A 20,134-nucleotide genomic window follows, 5' to 3' on the forward strand; every position below is an offset into this window, starting at 1 on the left:
TACCAGGGCCGCTGGTTCGACCCCCAGGCCATCATGCTGCGCGAAACCGCCCAGCGCTGGGTGGCCCGGGCCGTGACCGGCACCGTGACGCTGGAACTGCGCCGTGGCAACGACTACTCGCTGCTGAACACCGAATCGCCCAACCTGACCTACGCACCCGAGCGCCTGTCGATGGAAAAGGTGGAAGACGCGCCGTTCAGCCCGCTGGACCGCATCGGCCAGTTGACCATGCGCAACCTGGACATCTCGGACACGCGCGACAAGCTCGGTGTGTACGCGCGCGCAGGCCTGCTGTCGCTGGGTGGCAATGCCGCCCTGGCTCAACTCGAAAACGACCGCAAGTGAGTTTTTGGGGTTTTTTGCCATTAGAAATAGTGGCAAAAAATGGCTCTAGCGCTTATTAATCAAGCGCAAGCAGCTATCAAAAAATGAGTAAAGCCACCGATCCTGGTGGCTTTTTTTTGTCTGCGCGGCTCGGCTGGTGAGCTACACCACCACCGGCTCGGGCTCCAGCCGGATGCCGAAGCGCTCGTACACGCTGGTCTGTATGGCCTTGGCCAGTGTCATCACCTCGCCGCCCGTCACGCTGTCGGCGCCCTGCCCCCGGTTCACCAGCACCAGGGCCTGCTTTTCGTACACGCCCGCCTTGCCGATGGACTTGCCCTTCCAGCCACAGGCATCAATCAGCCAGCCCGCCGCCAGCTTGATGCTGCCGTCGGGCATGGGGTAGTGCACGATGCGAGGCTCGCGCGCGATGATGTCGGCGCACTGGTCGGGCGACACCGTGGGGTTTTTGAAGAAGCTGCCGGCATTGCCCACCACGGCAGGGTCGGGCAGCTTGGCGCGGCGGATGTCGCAGACCCAGTCAAACATCTGCTGCGCCGTGGGGTGTGCCACGCCCTCTTCCACCATACGGCGCTCCAGATCAAGGTAGCCCAGCACCGGCTTCCAGGGCTTGGGCAGGCGAAAGCGCACATGGGTGATCACCGCCCGCCCCGCCAGACCCATGCCACGCGGCAGGCCGCCCGCATCGGGTGCATCGGATGGCGCAGCGTGCTTGAACACCGAATCCCGGTAGCCAAAGCCGCACTGGGCGGCGTCTAGCGTGAAGGCGCGGCCCGTGGTCAGGTCGATGGCGTCCAGAGATTCGAAACGGTCCTGCAGCTCCACGCCATAGGCCCCGATGTTCTGCACAGGCGCGGCGCCCACGGTGCCGGGAATCAGGGCCAGGTTTTCCAGCCCCGCAAAGCCCTGCGCCAGCGTCCAGGCCACGGCGTCGTGCCACACCTCGCCAGCGCCCGCCTCCACGATCCAGGCCTTGGGGGTTTCTTCCACCAAGCGCAGGCCCTTGATCTCCATTTTGAGCACCACGGGCTTCACGTCGCCCGTCAATATGATGTTGCTGCCGCCGCCCAGCACGAACTTGGGCGCGGCCGCCAGCGCCGGGCTGGCCAGCACGGCCAACACGTCGGCGGCAGAATGCACCCGCACCAGCGTTTGGGCACGCGCGGCGATGCCAAAGGTGTTCCAGGGCTGCAAAGGGGCGTTTTTCTCGACTACCATTGACCCGATTGTCGCACCGAGCCTTTTCGGTTATGTGTGCATTGCCCCCGTTTTCCCCGAGATTGAGAGCCAACATGCCATCTTTTGACACCGTCTGCGAAGCCAACCTGGTTGAAGTGAAAAACGCCGTTGAAAACACCGCCAAGGAAATCGGCACCCGTTTCGACTTCAAGGGCACCTCGGCCAGCATCGAGATCAAGGACAAAGACATCACCCTGATCGGCGACGCCGACTTCCAGCTCACCCAAATCGAAGACGTGCTGCGCAACAAGCTCACCAAGCGCAACGTGGACGTGCGCTTTCTGGACATGGGCGACGTGCAGAAAATCGGCGGCGACAAAGTCAAACAAGTCATCAAGGTCAAGAACGGCATCGAGAGCGAGCTGGCCAAAAAGATCCAGAAGCTCATGAAGGAAAGCAAACTCAAGGTGCAGGCCGCCATTCAAGAGGACAAGGTGCGCATCACCGGCGCCAAGCGCGACGACCTGCAAGCCGCCATGGCACTGATCCGCAAGGATGTAACCGACGTGCCGCTGTCATTCGACAACTTCCGCGACTGAGCACGCAGCCTGCCCCGCCATGACCCAGCCCCCAAAGCCACAACGCCCGCGCTCCACCGCCTTGGCAGCCCTTTGCTGCGGACTTTTGCTGGCGCCATGGGGCGCCGCCGTGCACGCGCAATCGGTCGCCCTGGCCGGCATGCTGGGCAGCAAGGCCCTGCTGGTGGTCGATGCCCACCCGCCCCGCGCCGTGGGCGCAGGGGATGAGTACCAGGGCGTCAAGGTCATCGCCGTCGCCAAGGAAGAAGCGACAGTCGAAGTCAAAGGTGCGCGGCGCACCCTGCGGCTGGGCGAGGCCCCGGTGAGCGTGGGGGGGCGCAGCGGCGGCAGTGGCAAGCGCATCACACTGATCGCTGACAGCCGCGGGCACTTCGTGAACAGCGGCACCATCAACGGGCGGGTGATGCAGTACATGGTGGACACAGGCGCCACCTCCGTCGCCATCGGCCGCCCCGACGCCGACCGCATGGGCCTGAAATACCAGAACGGCCAGGTGGTGCGCATGGGCACCGCCAACGGCATCGGCCAGGGCTGGCGCGTAAAGCTCGACTCCGTGCGCATCGGCGATGTGGAAGTGTTTGGCGTGGAAGCCATCATCACCTCGGAGCCCATGCCCTACGTGCTGCTGGGCAACAGTTTTCTGAACGAGTTCCAGATGACCCGCACCAACGACCAGATGGTGCTGGAAAAACGCCACTGATACGGCCCCTAGCAACCAATGTCCGCCCACCCCAGCGCCAGCCAACAACACCCCGAAGGGGAGTATGAGGACCTGCTCAGCCTCTGGTCCGACCTGGAGTCAGCGCTGTCGGTGCTGCTGGCCCGGCCTTTGCAGGTGCAGGATTTCCCCGGCAAGGTGCGGCAGTTCGACAGTTGGCTGCAGGACCTGGTGGCGCACGACATCGATGCGGCGCTGTACCTGATGTTCCAGCTCGCCGCCACCTCCACCGTGGGCTACAGTGCCTCGCACGCGCTGGTGTGCGGCACGCTGTGCCACATCATGGCGCTGGAGCTCAAGCTGCCCCAGCGCGAGCGCGACAGCCTGGTGCGCGCCGCGCTCACCATGAACATCGGCATGACCGGCCTGCAGGACGAACTGGCAGGGCAGCGCGAGCGCCCCACCGCCGCGCAGCAAGAGGCCATCAAAAGCCACCCGGAAGAAAGCATGCTGCTGCTGGAGCGCCTGTTCATCAACGATGCGCTCTGGCTCGAAGTGGTGGGCCAGCACCACGCCAGCATTGCTGAACGCGTGCCCCTGGCCCACCAGGAGCCGGTGGACCGCCTCACCCGCATCCTGGGCACCATCGACCGTTATGCGGCCATGATCAGCCCGCGCAAATCACGTGCCGGCCGCAGCGCCACCGATTCGGTGCGCGCCATCGTGGGGCAAGAGGTGGACCAGCGCGACGAGGTGAGCTACACCCTGGTGCGCTCCATCGGCCTGTGCCCGCCGGGCACCTTCGTGAAACTGGACAACGGCGAAACCGCCATCGTGCTGCGCCGCAGCGACAAGGCCAACCACCCGCTGGTGGCCAGCCTGCTCGACCGCACCGGCAGCCACCGCGCCCAACCCAGCCTGTACCAAACCGCCACCGGCAAACCACGCATCCAGTCCGCCCTGGCACGCTCGGCGGTAAGCCTGGAGCTCAACCACCGCACCATGGTGCGGCTCGGCCTGTATGCCGCCCAGCACAGCGGCGGCCTCAGAGGGCTGGTGACCACCCGGCCTGGGACGCTCTGAGCATCTAAGCAGCACCCGCAAACTGGCCGCGGGGCTGGTTGGGTTACTTGGGCGCCTTCTTGCTCGGCGACGCAGCACCCGCATCAGCGCCCGGCGCAGCCTTCTTCTTGCTGCCCAGGCGTGACTCCTTGCCCGCAATCAGCCGCTGAATGTTCTCTTTGTGCCGCCAGGCCAGCAACATGGCCATGACCACCATCGACACCGCAATGGGGGTTTCGGCGTACCACACCACGCCATCCACCAGCAGGTAGTAGATCGGCGCAAACGCGGCAGCCACCAAAGACGCCAGCGACGAATAGCGAAAGAAGAAAGCAATGATGAGCCAGGTGGCCGCCGTGGCCAGCCCCAGCCAGACGCTGATGCCAAACAGCACACCCAGCGCCGTGGCCACGCCCTTACCCCCTTCAAACCGGAAGAACACCGGCCACAGGTGCCCCAGGAACGCCGCCAGCCCCACCATGGCCACCGTGCCCTCTTCCAGGCCATAGGGATGGCCGAACCACATCACCAACGCCACCGGCAGCCAGCCCTTCATCGCGTCGAGCAGCAACGTCACGACGGCAGCGGCCTTGCTGCCCGAGCGCAGCACGTTGGTGGCCCCAGGGTTCTTGCTGCCATAGGTGCGCGGGTCGCTCAGCCCCATCACACGCGTCACGATGACGGCGAACGACAGCGAGCCCAGCAGATAGGCAGCCACGGCGGCAAGAATGGGATAAACGGCTGTCAAAGCAACTCCTTGGTAATCAATGCAATGGGTCAGCCATCTGATACCGATATGCGTTCAAAAAAATATACATCCGTTCACGCTGAGCTTGTCGAAGCGCCGCGTCAGGCTTCAACAAGCTCAGCCCGAACGGTTGTTCTTGTGTATTGAACGCAACCGGGTATGACAGGCTGGCTTCGCGGCGGCCTATTCTGCCAGTGCGCAGTGCACGGGCTTGGCACCCAGCAGCTGCACACACACCTGCGGATCGATCTGCACCAAAAAACCCCTGCGCCCGCCATTGATGGCAATGCGCGGCAACGCGAGGATGGTCTCCTCGATATACACCGGCATGGCGCGCCGCGTGCCAAAGGGCGATGTGCCCCCCACCAAATAACCGCTGTGCCGATTGGCCACCTCGGGCGCACAAGGCTCCACCGACTTGGCACCGATCTGGCGCGCAAGGTTCTTGGTCGAGACCTTGCGGTTGCCGTGCATCAGCACCAGCAAGGGCTTGGCATCCTGATCCTGCATGACCAGGGTCTTGACCACGGTGAACGGGTCCAGCCCCAGCACCTCGGCACTGTGCAACGCGCCGCCATGCTCCAGATACTCGTACGGGTGCTCGGAAAAAGCCACCTTGCTCGCCTTGAGCAACTGGGTGGCTTGGGTCTCGGAAACGTGTTCTTTCTTGGCCATGGTGCGGTACGGGGAGAGGGAGCAAATGGTAGCCGTATCCGTGGGTGAATGCGTCAGATGGCCTGGTACAGCGACGCGGAAGTATCGGAAAATGAAAACGCGTCTTCGTGCGCAGATCGTGGTGGAATGGCACACACGACCCCAAGCCAAGGATGAGCACGATGAACCGCGAACAACTGATTGAAAACGTGCGGCGCTACTTCGACGATGGGCGCTTTGCCGCAGACCTGCGCCGCCGGGTAGCCTGGCGTACTGAAAGCGACACCGGCAAGGTGCCGCCCGAACTGCGAGCCTACCTCACAGACGAGATGGTGCCCTGGCTGGCGCCGCTGGGCTTTGAATGCCGGGTGTGGGACAACCCCTCGCCACAAGGCGGCCCCTTCCTCGTCGCCCGGCGCGTGGAAGACCCGGCCCTGCCCACTGTGCTGACCTATGGGCATGGCGATGTGGTCAACGGCCAGGACAGCGCCTGGCGCGAAGGGCTGTCGCCCTGGGAGCTGACCATTGAGGGCGATCGCTGGTATGGCCGTGGCACCGCCGACAACAAGGGCCAGCACACGGTCAGCCTTGCTGCCCTGGCCCATGCCATCGAGGCCCGTGGCGGCCGCCTGGGCTACAACGTGACACTGCTCATGGAAATGGGCGAGGAAGCCGGCTCGCCCGGCCTGGGGGCGTTCTGCGAGCAGCACCACGATACGCTCGGGGCCGACCTCTTCGTGGCCAGCGATGGGCCGCGCGTGAATGCGGGGCACCCCACCCTTTTCCTGGGCTCGCGTGGCGCCATCAACTTCTCGCTCACCGTGCGCAGCCGCGACAAGGCTTACCACTCGGGCAACTGGGGCGGTGTGCTGGCCAACCCCGCCACCGTGCTCACCCATGCGCTGGCCACGTTGGTGGACGCCAGAGGCCGCATTCTCATCAAGGGCTTGCTACCCCCTTCGGTGCCCGACAAGCTGCGCACCGCGCTCCAAAACGTGGTGATCGGTGCGGGTGCCGACGACCCCGCGCTCACACGCGGCTGGGGCGAGCCCGGCCTCACCCCGGCCGAGCAGCTGGTGGGCTGGAACACGCTGGAGGTGCTGGCGCTGGGTGCGGGCTCGGCCCAGCGCCCGGTCAATGCCATTCCATCGAGCGCGGTGGCTCATTGCCAATTGCGTTTTGTGGTGGGCACCGACTGGCGCAATGTAGAGCGCACCCTGCGCGAGCACCTGGATGCGCACGGTTTCACTGACGTGGTGATCAGCATGGGCATGGTATGCGGCGCCACGCGGCTGGATCTGCACAACCCCTGGGTGGACTGGGCGATGGCATCGCTACAAGCCAGCGCTGGCCAGTCTGCCACGTTGCTGCCCAATCTGGCGGGCTCGCTGCCCAACGACATTTTTGCCGACCAACTGGGTCTGCCCACACTGTGGGTGCCGCACTCGTATCCTGCTTGCGCCCAGCATGCCCCCAACGAGCACCTGCTGGCGCCGGTGGCACGCGAAGGACTGGCGGTGATGGCCGGGTTGTTCTGGGACCTGGGTGAATCTATCAATGTCCCGTGGAAGAAAGGTGCGCTGACTGCGAACAAACCCCAAGCGGTGGTTTGAGCGATACCCCGGCCCATTGCGCGCGATCTACAAAACTGACGCAGCCCCAGGCGAGAGACGCCAAGCAAAGGCCGCCCCGCAGCGAGGGTGTCGTCCCCCTCAGGGGGAAGGCGCCGCAGGCGACTCAGGGGGAGTCAAACCATCACAGTGCCGGGTCGCGGATTTCCCAGCGGATCGCGTCGATGGCTTTCAGCAACTCCGGCGACAACGTGGTGCCCCATGCATTCAGGTCTTCGTCCAGTTGCGCCACCGAGGTCACGCCGATGATGGTGCTGGCCACCTGCCACTTGGTGTAGCAAAACGCCAGTGCCATTTGCGTGGGCGTGAGGCCGTTGTCGCGGGCCAACTGGTTGTAGCGGCGCGAGGCGGCCAGCGCCTCGGGGCGGCCCCAGCGCTGCTTGCGCACCGATTCGTAGGTGGCGATGCGCGCGCCCTGCGGGGCGTTCGGGCCAGTGGTGCCACTTTCGTCGTACTTGCCGGTCAGCAGGCCAAAGCCCAGCGGTGAGTACGCCAGCAGCGATACGTTCAGCCGGTGGCAGGTTTCATCGAGCGCGTTTTCCCATGTGCGGTTGATCAGGCAATAGGCGTTCTGCACCGTGGCCACGCGCGGCAGGCCGTGCTGCTCGGCCAAACGCACGAATTCGTGCACACCAAAAGGCGTTTCGTTCGACAAGCCAATGTGGCGCACCTTGCCAGCCTTGACCAGGCCCGCCAGCGCCTCGAGCTGCTCGCGGATGGGTGTGGTGGATGTTTCCTTGGCCGGGTCGTAGTACTGGTTGCCAAACGCTGGCACATGGCGCTCGGGCCAATGAATCTGGTACAGATCGATCACATCGGTCTGCAGGCGGCGCAGGCTGCCCTCGCACGAGGCCACGATGTCCTGTGCCGTCATGCCCTTGCTGTCACGCACCCAGGGCATGCCACGCGATGGGCCAGCCACTTTGGTCGCCACCACGAGCTTCTGGCGGGCGCCCGGGTGTTTGGCAAACCAGTTGCCGATGATGGTTTCGGTGGAGCCGCAGGTTTCGGCCTTGGCGGGCACCGAATACATCTCGGCGGTGTCGATGAAGTTCACGCCGCGCTCCAGCGAGCGGTCGAGGATGGCGTGGGAGTCGGATTCGTTGACCTGTTCACCGAAGGTCATGGTGCCCAGGCAAATGGGCGTAACGTGCAGATCGCTCTGACCGAGCTGGATGGTTTTCATGGGGCGCTCCGAAAGAAGGCTCGGAGTTTACAAAGCCCTTCCATTCTTCGCAGGGCGTGCCTACAAACCCTCAGAACCTGTTCAGTTCAGGCCCCAAGTAGCACGCAACACCGACAGGGTGGCCACGATGGCAGGGTCATGCTCTGCCGAACGCGGGTGGATGAAACTCAGCAGCGCGCCCACGCGCGCATGGGGCCAGACCACCACCTCGTCGCGCTCGCCAGCAGGCACGGCCACATCCTCACGCAGCAGTGCCAAGCCCACGCCCGAACGCACCAGGGCCAGGGGCGCGGCGGCCTCGTCGCACTCCACCACCTGGTGGGGCACCAGGCCCTGGCGGGCGAACATGTCCTTGAGCAGCGTTTGCGCATGGTGCTGCGTGGGCGCGCCGATCCAGGGCATGGCGGCTATCTCGCGCCAGCCTGCGTGCAGGATTTGCTGGCGCATCGAAAACGGCCCGGCAACGCGGTAGTGCAAGGTCTGCAGGGCCAGGCCGGTCATCTCGCGGGGTATGTGCGGTCCGATGTAAAGGGCGCCGTTCATCAGCCCGGCGCCCACCTGGTCGCGCAACTCTTCGGCCATGCCGCCCCGCGTCCTGATTTCCAAAAGCGGCAAGGCGCGCACCAGCCCGCTGAGCAGCGAGCCCAGACGCAAGGACTCGGGATCAGCCGCCGTACCCAGCAGCAAAGAGCCCGTTACCTCGCCCTGCAGTTCGCGTGCTCGACCCAGCAAGTGCCCTGCAGCGGTGAGCACCTGCTCGGCATCCACCATCAGCGCTTCGCCTGCACGCGTCAGGCTGATGCGGCCGGGGCGCCGGTCGAACAGAGCCACCCCGAGCTCTTCCTCCAGCGCCTTGATCTGCGCGGTGATGGCGGGCTGGGTGACGTGCAGGGCTTCTGCCGTGCGCGTCACGTTGCCCAGCTTGGCCGCCGTGACAAATGCGCGCAGTTGGTAGATTTCCATTCGCTTGGAGTATGCCGTTGGACTCAGCGGTCCAGATAGCGCAATTGCGTGGGCTCGATGCCCAAGCGCACCTGGGCGCCGGGCTCGAACATCGCAATGCCCGCGTAATGGGGCTGGTCGGCCACCATGGCGATCTCGCCCACACGCACGCGGTAACGCGAGAACTCGCCCAGAAACTCAGCGCTCTCGACCAAACCGTCCATCCACACGCGCGAGGCATCGCCATGCTCGTCGCGCACGCGGATGCTGACCTGGTGCGGCCGGAACGCGATGGCATTGGGGCCTGGCGCTGGCGGCTCGGGCGGGCGTGGCAGCGTGAGGTTGCCCAGGCCCTTGACCTGGAAGTTGAGCGTCTCGCCCCCCACCGACGTCACCTGCCCTTCCAGCAGGTTGGCCGTGCCCACGAAGCCCGCCACAAAACGGTTCTGCGGGAAGTCGTAAAGCCCCGTGGCCGAACCCACCTGCTGCAGGATGCCCTTGTCCAGCACGGCCATGCGGTCGGCGGTGGTCATGGCCTCTTCCTGGTCGTGCGTGACGAAGATGGTGGTCAGCCCCAGCTTGCGCTGCAGGTTTTTGAGCTCTTCGCGCATCTGCACGCGCAGTTGCTTGTCAAGGTTGGACAGTGGCTCGTCAAGCAGCAGCAGCTTGGGCTCGATGACCACGGTGCGCGCCAGCGCCACGCGCTGCTGCTGGCCGCCCGAGAGCTGGGCGGGGCGGCGCTGGGCGTAGTCCGACAGGCCCACCAGCTCCAGCGCAGCGCCCACCTTGCGGCGGATCGCGTCGCGCGTTTCGCGCCGTTCCACCAGGCCGAAAGCCACGTTGTCCCACACCGTCATGTGCGGCCACAGCGCGTAGTTCTGGAACACCATGCCCACGTTGCGGGCGTGGGGCGGCACGGTGCTGATGTCCTGGCCGTCGATCATCAGCTCGCCGTTCTGGTGGCGGTTGAAGCCCGCGATAAGGCGCAGCAGTGTGGACTTGCCCGAGCCCGAGGGGCCCAGCAGCGCGAAGAATTCACCCGGCTCGATGCGCAGGTTCACATCGCGCAGCACAGGGGTGGTGCCATAGCTCAGGCTGATATGGCGGCATTCGAGGGAGACTTTATTCAGATGCATGATTTCATCCTGTTATGTTTTGGTAGTAACACGCGAACGCTCCACGAAGCGGTGCGAGAAGTAGGTGCCCAGGCCCACAACGACGACGGCCAGTACCCCCAGGGCAGCGCCGGGGCCACGGCCCGAGATGCTCTGCATGTACAGGTAGATGCCGTAGCTCATGGGCGCCTGGCTCTGGGCCGATGCCAGCAAAATGGTGGCCGACAACTCCACGGCCGCCGTGATGAAGCTGGTAACGAAGCCCGCCAGGATGCCCCCCGCCATCAGCGGCACCATGATGCGCCGGATGGTGGACAGCTTGCTGGCGCCCAGGCTTTGCGCCGCCTCTTCCAGCGACACGTGCACTTGCTGCAGCGCAGCCATGCATGAGCGCAGTGCATACGGCAGTCGCCGCACCGCGTAGGCCAGCATGATGAGCACCCAGGTAGTGACCACCGGCGTATCGGTAAAGGGCAGGTTCACGCCCTTGAACATGCGCAGGTAGCCAATGGCCAGCACCAGGCCAGGGATGGCCAGCGCAGCGGACGCCAGGTAGTCCAGCCACTGGCGAGCGGGCAAGTGGGTGCGCAGGATGAGGTAGGCGATGGCGGTGCCGATCACCACGTCCAGGCCCGCAGCCATCAGGCAGTACAGCAGGGTGTTGCCGATCATGCCGCCCGCATCGTGGAACACAGTGGCATAGTGCTCGAGCGTGTACGAGTCGGGCAGCACCGAGAAGCTCCAGACCTTGGAGAACGACATCAGCAAGATGCCCAGGTGTGGCGCCAGGGTGACGAACAGCACAAACAAGATCCAGCCGTAGGCCAGCACAGATTCCCAATTGCTGAGCGTGCGCTTTTGCAGCGAGTTGCCGCCCTTTTGCATGGTGGCGTAGTCCTTGCCCTTCATCACGCGGGCAGCCATCCACAGCGCCAGGATCGAGAAGCCGATCATGATCACGCTGATGACGTAACCCAGCGGGTCGTCAATGCCCACCGAAGTGATGCGCAGGTAGGCCTGGGGTGCAAGCATGTTGGTCACGCCCATCACCAGCGGCGTGCCCAGGTCGTCGAACACCTTCACGAACACGAGTGCGGCGCCCGCCAGGTAGCCCGGCATGGCCAGCGGGAAGATCACGCGGCGGAACAGCCGCCAGCCGCGCGCACCCAGGTTCAGGGCCGACTCTTCCATGGCGCCATCGATGTTGCGCATGGCGGCCACCAGGTTCAGCAGGATGAACGGAAAGTAGTGGATGCTCTCGACGAAGGTCACGCCGACCAGCCCATCCATGATGGGGATAGTGAAACCAAACCAGTCGTTGAGCAGCAGGTTCATGGAGCCGCTGCGCCCAAAGATCAGTTGCAGCGCCACGGCGCCCACGAAGGGCGGCATGATGAGCGGCAGCACACCCAGCGTCTGGATCAGCAGCGCGCCGCGGAACTCGAAGCGCACCGTAAGATAGGCCAGCGGAATCGCGATGACGCTGGCGAAGAACACGCTGGCCAGCGAGACGATCAGGCTGTTGAAGAACGACTCGCGGAACACCGACTGGGCAAAGAAGTTGCCGAAGTGCCCGAGCGTGAGGCCGCCTGATTCATTGATGAAAGCGGTGTAGATGACCATGCCCACGGGCACGATCAGAAAACACAGCAAGAAGGCCAGGATGAGAAGGAACGCAGCCCAGGGACCGAGGCCCGAGAGTGCGTGCCACGGGCGCACGGGCGCCGTGGGCAGGCCGGACGCGCCGGGCTGCGTAGTGGTAGCTGACATAGTGGTTTCTCCGCAAGTGCCTGCCGCGCCCCGCTGGCGCGGCGGCACGGGTTCTTATTTGGCCAGGCCGCGGGCTTCTTCAGCCAGTTGCTGGGCACGTTCGTAGTTGGCACGTGCCTTGTCGGCCCAGACTTGCTCCAGGCCGGTGAGCTGCTTGGACACCGCCACGTCGCGGCGGTTCTTGCGGAACAGCTCCAGGAACTCTTCGTTCTTCACGTTGGCCTCGCCCACCAGTGGCGAATAGGCCGTGGCGCGGGCTTGCGCCAGCAGCTCGTTGCCGCGTGCATTGGGCTTGGCCTTGAGGGCCTTGGCGGCTTCATGGATGGCGCGGGTGGCGGCCTGCAGCTCCTTCAAGCGGAAGGTCACCATCTGGTCGAACAGGCTGGTCACGACCTGGTAGCGCGCCTCGCTCACGTTGGAGTCGAACTGCACCTTGGCACGGGCGGCCACCTCTTGCGGCACGGGGTAGCCTGCGGGGGCCTTGAGCAGGTTGTAGGGCAGGATGGGCAGGCGGCTGATCTTGGGATCGAACAAAAGCTGCTGGCCCGGCACAGACATGGTGAAGGCCATGAATTTCTTGGCCTCGTCGGCGTTCTTGGCGCCTGCGATCAGCGCAATGTTGGCTGGCACCACAGCCGTCATGGCGGGGTAGATGAAGTCCACAGGAAAGCCCGAATACTTGCCCGCGAGGCCGAAAAAGTCGATCACGATGCCCACGCCGTACTGGCCGTTGTTCACGCCATCGGGCACGGCAAAACTGCGGTCGGTGACGGCGGCGGCGTTGCCCATCATGGCCAGCAACTGGCCCCAGCCCTTTTCCCAGCCCTCACCCTGCAAGATGGTCTCGACGGTGAGCTGCGTGGTGCCCGAGCGCGAGGGCGAGGAGATCGCCACGTGGCCGAAGTATTCGGGGCGGGTCAGGTCGGCCCACTCCTTGGGCGTGGCCAGCTTGTGGGCCTGCAGGTAGCGGGTGTTCCACATGATGCCGTAGCCCGCCAGCGCCTGGCCGTAGTACAGGCCTTGCGGGTCGTTGAGCGGGTAGGAGCCGATCTTGGCGGGCGCGCTTTTGTTCACGGCCTCGGGCGCAGGCTGCAGCAGCTTGTTGCGGGCCAGCACCTCAAAGGCATCGGGGGCCGACGCCCACATGATGTCGGGCCGCTGGCCTTCGGGCAGCTCGCGCACATAGGCCATGGCGGCGGTGGTGTTCTTGTTCAGAATCTCGATCTTGATGCCGGGGTTGGCGGCTTCAAAGGCTTTTTGGTAAGCCGTGGTCAGCTCTTTGGGAAACGAGGTGAGCACTGTCACGGTACCCGCTTGCACGCCTTGCGCGGCCCACAAGAAACCGGCGGCCAAGGCCCCCGCACGAAGAATGCTCTGCATGGATGTCTCCTAAAAGATGTTTTAGTGCATGCAATGTAGGTGGCCTGCGCAACGGCGGCCAATCATTGTTTCTGATGCGGCACATCAGGCCCACGGCCTGTCGGGTTAATACCTACCCCCTCCGCGCTTGTCCCTGCGTTGACTGACGCCATGTTCGCCGCCACGGAATAATCGGGCCCCATGTACCAACCCCTGCGCCCCTCCCGCTCCGAAACCGTTCGCGTCCGCACCCTGAACTACCACGTCCGCCTCTGGGGCGAAGCCCAGCCCGGCACCGCGCCCCTGGTGCTGCTGCACGGCTGGATGGACGTGGGCGCCTCGTACCAGTTCGTGGTGGATGCCTTCACCGACGCCTTCGCCACCGGCCGCCAAATCATCGCGCCCGACTGGCGCGGCTTCGGCCACTCCACCCTGCCCGCGCCATGCGACCACTACCAGTTCGCCGACTACCTGGCGGATCTGGACCAGTTGCTCGACCACTGCGCGGGCGGCCAGCCGGTGGACCTGGTAGGCCACAGCATGGGCGGCAATGTGGCCATGATGTATGCGGGCGTGCGCCCTGCGCGCATCCGCCGACTGGTCAATCTGGAAGGCTTTGGCCTGCCCGCCACGCGGCCCGCACAGGCGCCCGCGCGCTACGCGCAGTGGATCGACGAGATCCGCAAGCTGGAGCGCGGCGAGATGGACCTCAATGCCTATGACGATGCAGCGGGCGTGGCCCGACGCCTCATGAAGACCAATCGCCGCCTGTCCGAAGACAAGGCCCAGTGGCTGGCCGGGCACTGGGCGCGGCCCGATGCACAAGGCCGCTGGCAGATATTGGGCGACCCCGCGCACAAGATCACCAGCGCGCAGCTCTTTCGCCTGGACGAGGCGCTGGCGCTGTACGAGGCCATCACCGCCCCCGTGTTGGCCGTGGAGGCCAGCGACGACAGCCTGGGCATGTGGTGGAAGGGCAAATACAGCCTGGATGAATACCACCAGCGCCTGACCCATGTGCGCGACTGCCGTACCGCCGTGGTGCAGGACGCGGGCCACATGTTGCACCATGACCAGCCGCAGGCAGTGGCCGGGCTGATCGAGCAATTTTTATCCTAATTTCAAGCCAAACCGGGCTCTAGCGCTTATTTAACAAGCGCTATCAGCTACCTTTTTAATAGCAAAATCACGCTCAGCGCCGTCGCGCCCGGCGCCGACTCCACCGTGAGCGTGGCGCCCATGCGCTCGGCGCGCGCCGCCATGCTGCGCATGCCCACCGACAGGCCCGCGCCTTGCACGGCCGCCACGTCGAAACCCACGCCGTCGTCCTCCACCCGCACCACCAACGTGCTCGGCAGCGGCTGCACGCACTCCACGCGCACACGGCGGGCCCGGCTGTGCTTGATGACGTTGGACAACGCCTCTTCCACCAGCCGCGTGAGGCCCAAACACTGCAGCGCGCTGGGGCGCTCGCGCCACTGCGGTGCCACCAGCCATTCGCTGGCGATGCCCATCTCGTCCAGGACAAGTGTGGAGCGGTGGCGCAGCGGCGCGGCCCACTGCACTGGCGTCTCGGGCACCACCGCGCCCGCGCTGGAGCCATGGTCGATCACCTGGCGCAAGTCGTCGCGCAGCACTTTCAGTAGCGACAGCACACGTTCGTTCGACAGGGGCTGCGGTGTCTGCTCCACCAGCGCCATGCCGCGCACCAGGCTGCCACCCAGGCCGTCGTGCAGGTCGTGCGCGATCTGCATGCGCTCTTGCAGCTTGGCGTTGTCCAGCGCCTGGGCATGCTCGCGCTCCAGCACCTGGGCCAGCTCAAAGCGGGTGCGCGCCACATGTTCTTCCAGCTCGTGGTTAAAGCGTTCGATGCGCCGCATGCTGCCCGCCAGCCGCCCGCCCAGCAGCAACGCCATGACCACCGTGGTCAGCAGGCTGGTTGCGGGCAGCCAGGTCTCGTCGGCGCGCCAGTGGTTCAGCACCAGCATCAAGTCGCGCACGCCCACCGCCACGAGCACCAGCCAGCACAGCGCCAGCATCATGAGCTGCAGGTCGCGCCCGCCCGCACGCGGCCGCCAGGCATGCCACTGAAACTGCAGGCAGTTGACAAAGAACACCACCACGGAGCTCAGCCACACCACTAGGAACACTGGCGCGACCACCGCCTGGGGCACCAGCAGCGCGGCCGCTGCGGCCAGCAACGCAAGCCAGCGCAGCACCCGCTCCAGCCGGGGCAGTTGCTGCCCACCAAAGCGCCAGGTGAACAAGCAAAAGCACAACGTGTACAACACAAAGAGAGCGATGTTGACCCGCGACATCGCCAGCGTGCCGACGAACGGCCAGGGGCTGGTAGCCAGCAGCGTGAACAGATACGCCGCCCACGCGAGCGACATCAGCGCATACCAGCCGAAGGCGTGCTCCGACCGGCGCAGGCACCACACCACGCCAAAGAGGCAGCTCACCGCCACCGACAGCCCGGCCGAGAACACATACACGGTGCGCTGGCGCCACTCCCGCTTCGCCTGCGCCTGGGCCACGCCCACCGCCGGGCCCACACGCACACTGCCCAGCCCCGGCTCAAGCTCCACCACGCCCTCCACCCGCACCCATACGGTGTTCACTCCATCGCGCAGGCTGGACGCGGGCAGCAGCCACCACAGCGGCGTATTCCAGTGGCGGGACAAGGGCTCCACCAGCGAAGCGCTGCGCCACAGCAGGTCGTCGTTGATGAACACCTCGCCCGCCATGCTCACGCCGTCGATCCCCAGGCCCACCGGCCCGGCGTCGACGCAGGCGCGCTCCCAGTCGATGCGGTACCACACCGCGCCTCTATGGTCGGGCCAGCGATGGTTCCACACATCGGGCAGCGCCACGCGCTCCCAGCCCTGCGCGGGCCGCAGGCTGCTGCCATCCGCAGCGCGCGCCGCCTGCACGGACAGCGTGCAATAACCTGCCCCCTCACCCAAAGAAGCATCGGCCAACGCCCACCCCGGCAGGCAAAACACCAGCAGGGCTGCCAGCCACGGCAGCAGCCGCCGCATCAACCCAGCCACCCGCGCGAGCGCGCCTCGCGCACCGCGCTCGTGCGCGAGGACACGGCCAGCTTGCGGTACACGCGCTTGATGTGGCTCTCTACCGTGTAGCGCGACAGAAAAAGCCGCTCCGCGATCTCGCGGTTGGACAGCCCATCGGCCACCAGCCGCAGGATCTCGCCCTCACGCTCGCTCAAAGCGCCCTCCGGCGCGGGGCCCGCGCCCGCCGCCGCTGCAGCTGTTGTTGGCGCGGGCAGCAGCTCCAGGATGCGCCGGGCGATGAAAGGGTCGATGGGCGCGCCGCCGCGCAGCACGCTGCGGATGGACAGCTGCATCTCCACGTCGTCGCGCTCCTTGAGCACATAGCCCGTGGCCCCGGCACGCAGCGCGCCCAGGATGGACTCCTCCGAGCTCCAGGCCGACACCACCAGGATGCCCAGGCCAGGGTCGTCCGCGCGCAGCTGCGTGATCAATTCACGCCCATTGCCGTCGGGCAGGTGCAAGTCCACCAGCGCCAGCGCCACCGGCTGCTGCGCCAGGCAGGCGCGCGCCTCGGCCAGCGTGGCGGCAAACAGCAGCGCGTCCGCCGGATAGCCCAGCGCCTGCAGCACGCCGCGCAGGCGGTGCTGCAACAGCGGCTCGTCCTCCACCACCAGCACCGGGGCAGGCAACGTGGATTCAAGAGACTGAGCGGAAAGGGTCATGACAAGGAGCGTGGACGGGCAGGCATTGCAAAGGCGCAATCCTAGGCCACCCCGGCCACCCCGCCCATCACTGAAATTGGGTAATTCGTGCCAGCTGCACCCCAAATTACCTAGTTTCAGTGCTCCAGCGCGCGCCCAATAAGCGCTAGCAGCTATAAATACAAGAGTAAACGGTGGCACCAGGCCTCGTGGGCGGGGCCTTCCGCAGCAGCCTGTGCACCACGGGCTGACCGCCGCCCAAGGCCTGCAACGCCTGGACCACTGCGGAAAAACGGCAGCCCCGGCCTTTGCCCGGCCACGGCCCCACGGGCGCCATCGCTGGGCGGCTGGGATGCCCGGCGGTTGCCGACCCCGCCTTGCCGGGGCTGTGCAGGCTTCAAACCAAATTCAATGCCAATCGGCCGCCAGCGCTTATCAACAAAGCGCTGGCAGCTATCATTTTTAATTCCACCCCTGCGCCAGGGCCATCCCTGGGGTCCATGAGAAAATCGCGGGTTATTCCACAGAACACTCAGGACAAAATCATGGACGCAGAACGCATCAACCTCATTGGCACCACCCTCGAAGACCTGGCTCTGCGCACGCAAGAGTTACGGAGGTATCTTTGACTTCGATGCCAAATACGAACGCCTGCGCACGGTAAACGCATCGCTGGAAGACCCGGCAGTCTGGAACGACCCCAAGAAGGCCCAGGAGCTGGGCAAGGAGCAGAAGTCGCTCTCCGGCGTGGTCGTCACGCTGGACAAGCTCACGCGCGAGCTGGCCGACAACGCTGAGCTGTACGAGATGAGCAAGGAAGAAGGCGACGAGCCCGGCCTGCTCACCATCGAGGCCGAGACCGCCAAGCTGCGCCCGCTGATCGAAGAGCTGGAATTCCGCCGCATGTTCCGCATGGAGGCCGACCCGCTCAACTGTTTTGTCGATATCCAGGCCGGGGCTGGCGGCACCGAGGCCTGCGACTGGGCCAGCATGTTGCTGCGCCAGTACCTCAAGTACGCCGAGCGCAAGGGCTTCAAGGCCACGGTCGAAGAAGAAACCCCCGGCGACGTGGCGGGCATCAAGAGCGCCACGATCAAGATCGAGGGCGAATACGCCTACGGCCTGCTGCGCACCGAGACCGGCGTGCACCGCCTGGTGCGCAAGAGCCCGTTCGACAGCTCGGGCGGGCGCCACACCTCGTTTGCCTCGCTGTTCGTGTACCCAGAGATCGACGACTCCATCGAGATCAACATCAACCCCGCCGACGTGCGCACCGACACCTATCGCGCATCCGGCGCGGGCGGCCAGCACATCAACAAGACCGACTCGGCCGTGCGCCTCACGCACATGCCCACCGGCATCGTCGTGCAGTGCCAGGACGGCCGCAGCCAGCACAGCAACCGCGACGTGGCCTGGCAGCGCCTGCGCAGCCGCCTGTATGACTACGAGCTGCGCAAGCGCCAGGAAGAGCAGCAAAAGCTCGAAGACACCAAGACCGACGTGGGCTGGGGCCACCAGATCCGCAGTTACGTGCTGGACAACAGCCGCATCAAGGATCTGCGCACCAACGTCGAAATTTCGGCCACGCAAAAGGTGCTGGACGGCGACCTGGACGCCTTCATCGAAGCCTCGCTCAAACAAGGCGTGTAATCCATGACCGTGCTGCGCACCGAAGCCATCATCTTCGACATGGACGGCACCATGATCGACTCCATGCCCTGGCACACCCAGGCATGGATCGAGTTCGCGCGCCGCCGAGGCATGGACCTCGATGTGCCTGACCTCATGGCGCGCACCACGGGCAAAAACGGCACCGAGTGCATCGTCGAGCTGCTGGGCCGCACCGTGTCGCAAGATGAAGCCGATGCGCTCACGCACGAGAAGGAAACCATCTACAGAGAACTGTTCGCCCCCCGCTTTGCCGAAGTGGCGGGCTTTCGCCAGTTTGCCGCGCAGGTGCGGGCACGCGGGCTGAAGCTGGCGGTGGGCACGGCGGGCGACCTTGGCAACGTGGAATTCGCACTGGGCCACCTGGGCAACATGGGATTCCTGCCCGCCCCGCAAGCCATCGTGCGCGGCGACGAGGGCCTGCCCGGCAAGCCCCAGCCCGCCATTTTTCTCGAAGCCGCACGCCGCATCGCAGCCGACCCGGCACACTGCATCGTCTTTGAAGACGCACCTTTTGGCATTGAGGCCGCGCGCCGCGCGGGCATGCGCGCCGTGGCCATCTGCAGCACCCACACGCCCGCACAATTGGCCGGGCCCCATGTGCTGGCCGCCGTGCGCGACTACACCGAACTCATGAACACCGACTTTCTGGAGAGCATCCATGTTGCAACTGCTTAGTGCAGACGGAAGTGGAGACGGCGCAGGCCAGGCCGTCGCCGTCCGCCGCGAGGACTACACCGCCCCCGCCTACTGGATCGACAGCGTCGAGCTGACTTTCGACCTGGACCCGAACAAGACCCGCGTGCTCAACCGCATGCTGCTCCGCCGCAACCCCGACGTGGCCGCGCAGCCGCTCAAGCTCGACGGCGATGAGCTGAACCTGGCCCGCGTGCTCGTTAACGGCCAAGGCACATCTTTCAAGATGGAAGGCGCGCGCCTGGTGCTGGAGAACCTGCCCGAAGGCCCTGAGCCCTTCGCGCTCGAGATATTCACCACCTGCTGCCCTGCCAAGAACACACAGCTCATGGGTCTGTATGTGAGCCAGGGCACCTTCTTCACGCAGTGCGAGGCCGAGGGCTTTCGCCGCATCACCTATTTCCTGGACCGCCCCGATGTGATGGCCAGCTACACCGTCACGCTGCGCGCCGACAAGGTCCAGTACCCGGTGCTACTCAGCAACGGCAACCTGGTGGACAGCGGCGCACTGGAAGACGGCCCCAATGGCGCCCGCCATTTCGCCAAGTGGGTGGACCCGCACAAAAAGCCCTGCTACCTGTTCGCTCTGGTGGCGGGCAAGCTGGTGGCGCGTGAACAGCTCATCAAGAGCCGCTCGGGCACCGACCATTTGTTGCAGGTGTACGTGCGCCCCGGCGACCTGGGCAAGACCGAACACGCGATGAACTCGCTGATGTACAGCGTGGCCTGGGACGAAGCCCGCTTCGGCCTGCCGCTGGACCTGGAGCGCTTCATGATCGTCGCCACCAGCGACTTCAACATGGGCGC

Annotated in this window: 17 protein-coding genes and 2 pseudogenes; 9 read left to right on the top strand and 10 right to left on the bottom strand. The window is 65.3% G+C overall.

Translation table 11 applies throughout. The features are described 5' to 3' along the window. Nucleotides 1-345, top strand: a pseudogene (locus Q0105_RS06970) (argininosuccinate synthase); the annotation flags it as partial. A gap of 141 nt (nucleotides 346-486) precedes the next feature. Here Q0105_RS06970 and murB read toward each other — a convergent pair. Further along, complete coding sequence (gene murB / locus Q0105_RS06975) at nucleotides 487-1,563, bottom strand: UDP-N-acetylmuramate dehydrogenase (protein WP_298210139.1); 1,077 nt, start codon at nucleotides 1,561-1,563, stop codon at nucleotides 487-489. 74 nt (nucleotides 1,564-1,637) lie between these two features. On the opposite strand from murB, the gene Q0105_RS06980 reads away from it, so the two are divergent. The 3 genes from Q0105_RS06980 to Q0105_RS06990 are packed head-to-tail and all read left to right on the top strand — an operon-like array spanning nucleotide 1,638 to nucleotide 3,864. Further along, complete coding sequence (locus Q0105_RS06980; RefSeq protein WP_298210141.1) at nucleotides 1,638-2,123, top strand: YajQ family cyclic di-GMP-binding protein; 486 nt, start codon at nucleotides 1,638-1,640, stop codon at nucleotides 2,121-2,123. A 19-nt stretch (nucleotides 2,124-2,142) separates the two neighbouring features. Continuing rightward, entirely contained in the window at nucleotides 2,143-2,823 is a 681-nt protein-coding gene (locus Q0105_RS06985; RefSeq protein WP_298210143.1) for a TIGR02281 family clan AA aspartic protease, read from the top strand. A gap of 18 nt (nucleotides 2,824-2,841) precedes the next feature. Next, a complete protein-coding gene (locus Q0105_RS06990) occupies nucleotides 2,842-3,864 on the top strand; it encodes an HD domain-containing phosphohydrolase (RefSeq protein ID WP_298210146.1) in 1,023 nt (340 codons plus the stop codon). A 43-nt stretch (nucleotides 3,865-3,907) separates the two neighbouring features. On the opposite strand, the gene plsY is transcribed toward Q0105_RS06990, so the two are convergent. Then, the gene (gene plsY, locus Q0105_RS06995; RefSeq protein ID WP_298210148.1) at nucleotides 3,908-4,591 is read right to left on the bottom strand and encodes a glycerol-3-phosphate 1-O-acyltransferase PlsY; all 684 of its coding nucleotides are present in this window, start codon (nucleotides 4,589-4,591) and stop codon (nucleotides 3,908-3,910) included. A 183-nt stretch (nucleotides 4,592-4,774) separates the two neighbouring features. After that, nucleotides 4,775-5,266, bottom strand: coding sequence for an aminoacyl-tRNA deacylase (locus tag Q0105_RS07000; protein WP_298210150.1), 492 nt, complete (start codon nucleotides 5,264-5,266; stop codon nucleotides 4,775-4,777). A 161-nt stretch (nucleotides 5,267-5,427) separates the two neighbouring features. Between Q0105_RS07000 and Q0105_RS07005 the strand changes: the two genes are divergently transcribed. Then, the gene (locus Q0105_RS07005) at nucleotides 5,428-6,858 is read left to right on the top strand and encodes a M20 family metallopeptidase (RefSeq protein ID WP_298210152.1); all 1,431 of its coding nucleotides are present in this window, start codon (nucleotides 5,428-5,430) and stop codon (nucleotides 6,856-6,858) included. Nucleotides 6,859-7,000: 142 nt separating this feature from the next. Here Q0105_RS07005 and Q0105_RS07010 read toward each other — a convergent pair whose 3' ends face one another. The 5 genes from Q0105_RS07010 to Q0105_RS07030 all read right to left on the bottom strand — a co-directional run bounded on the left by Q0105_RS07010 (nucleotide 7,001) and on the right by Q0105_RS07030 (nucleotide 13,269). Continuing rightward, nucleotides 7,001-8,062 carry an aldo/keto reductase gene (locus tag Q0105_RS07010; protein WP_298210154.1) on the bottom strand — a complete coding sequence of 354 codons (1,062 nt, stop codon included), beginning with the start codon at nucleotides 8,060-8,062 and terminating at the stop codon, nucleotides 7,001-7,003. An 81-nt stretch (nucleotides 8,063-8,143) separates the two neighbouring features. Next, nucleotides 8,144-9,025 carry a LysR family transcriptional regulator gene (locus Q0105_RS07015; RefSeq protein WP_298210156.1) on the bottom strand — a complete coding sequence of 294 codons (882 nt, stop codon included), beginning with the start codon at nucleotides 9,023-9,025 and terminating at the stop codon, nucleotides 8,144-8,146. A 23-nt stretch (nucleotides 9,026-9,048) separates the two neighbouring features. Further along, the gene (locus tag Q0105_RS07020) at nucleotides 9,049-10,134 is read right to left on the bottom strand and encodes an ABC transporter ATP-binding protein (RefSeq protein ID WP_298210171.1); all 1,086 of its coding nucleotides are present in this window, start codon (nucleotides 10,132-10,134) and stop codon (nucleotides 9,049-9,051) included. An 18-nt stretch (nucleotides 10,135-10,152) separates the two neighbouring features. Continuing rightward, complete coding sequence (locus tag Q0105_RS07025; protein WP_298210157.1) at nucleotides 10,153-11,889, bottom strand: iron ABC transporter permease; 1,737 nt, start codon at nucleotides 11,887-11,889, stop codon at nucleotides 10,153-10,155. 54 nt (nucleotides 11,890-11,943) lie between these two features. Continuing rightward, nucleotides 11,944-13,269, bottom strand: a complete 1,326-nt coding sequence (locus tag Q0105_RS07030) for an extracellular solute-binding protein (protein WP_298210159.1) — start codon at nucleotides 13,267-13,269, stop codon at nucleotides 11,944-11,946. A 180-nt stretch (nucleotides 13,270-13,449) separates the two neighbouring features. Here Q0105_RS07030 and Q0105_RS07035 point away from each other — a divergent pair, with 180 nt between their 5' ends. Continuing rightward, complete coding sequence (locus Q0105_RS07035) at nucleotides 13,450-14,367, top strand: alpha/beta hydrolase (protein WP_298210161.1); 918 nt, start codon at nucleotides 13,450-13,452, stop codon at nucleotides 14,365-14,367. 47 nt (nucleotides 14,368-14,414) lie between these two features. Here the strand turns inward: Q0105_RS07035 and Q0105_RS07040 are convergent, their stop codons facing one another. Both Q0105_RS07040 and Q0105_RS07045 read right to left on the bottom strand, forming a co-directional pair. Then, complete coding sequence (locus Q0105_RS07040; protein ID WP_298210163.1) at nucleotides 14,415-16,301, bottom strand: ATP-binding protein; 1,887 nt, start codon at nucleotides 16,299-16,301, stop codon at nucleotides 14,415-14,417. After that, nucleotides 16,289-16,984: a response regulator transcription factor gene (locus tag Q0105_RS07045; RefSeq protein WP_298210165.1), complete on the bottom strand. Its 696-nt coding sequence runs from the start codon at nucleotides 16,982-16,984 to the stop codon at nucleotides 16,289-16,291. The genes Q0105_RS07040 and Q0105_RS07045 overlap by 13 nt, the downstream gene beginning before the upstream one ends. 524 nt (nucleotides 16,985-17,508) lie before the next feature. On the opposite strand from Q0105_RS07045, the gene prfB reads away from it, so the two are divergent. From prfB to pepN, 3 genes and pseudogenes are all read left to right on the top strand, one after another. Then, nucleotides 17,509-18,613, top strand: a protein-coding gene (gene prfB, locus Q0105_RS07050; protein WP_298210167.1) for a peptide chain release factor 2 whose coding sequence is annotated in 2 segments (ribosomal slippage) — nucleotides 17,509-17,589 and nucleotides 17,591-18,613 — 1,104 coding nt in all. Because the reading frame shifts where the segments join, the coding sequence is not laid out codon by codon here. 3 nt (nucleotides 18,614-18,616) lie between these two features. After that, nucleotides 18,617-19,309 carry an HAD family phosphatase gene (locus Q0105_RS07055; protein WP_298210169.1) on the top strand — a complete coding sequence of 231 codons (693 nt, stop codon included), beginning with the start codon at nucleotides 18,617-18,619 and terminating at the stop codon, nucleotides 19,307-19,309. Beyond that, nucleotides 19,293-20,134: pseudogene (pepN, locus tag Q0105_RS07060) on the top strand (aminopeptidase N); the annotation flags it as partial. The gene Q0105_RS07055 and the pseudogene pepN, both read left to right, overlap by 17 nt.

The sequence above is a fragment of the Acidovorax sp. genome (genome assembly GCF_027492855.1).
GTDB lineage: Bacteria > Pseudomonadota > Gammaproteobacteria > Burkholderiales > Burkholderiaceae_C > Acidovorax.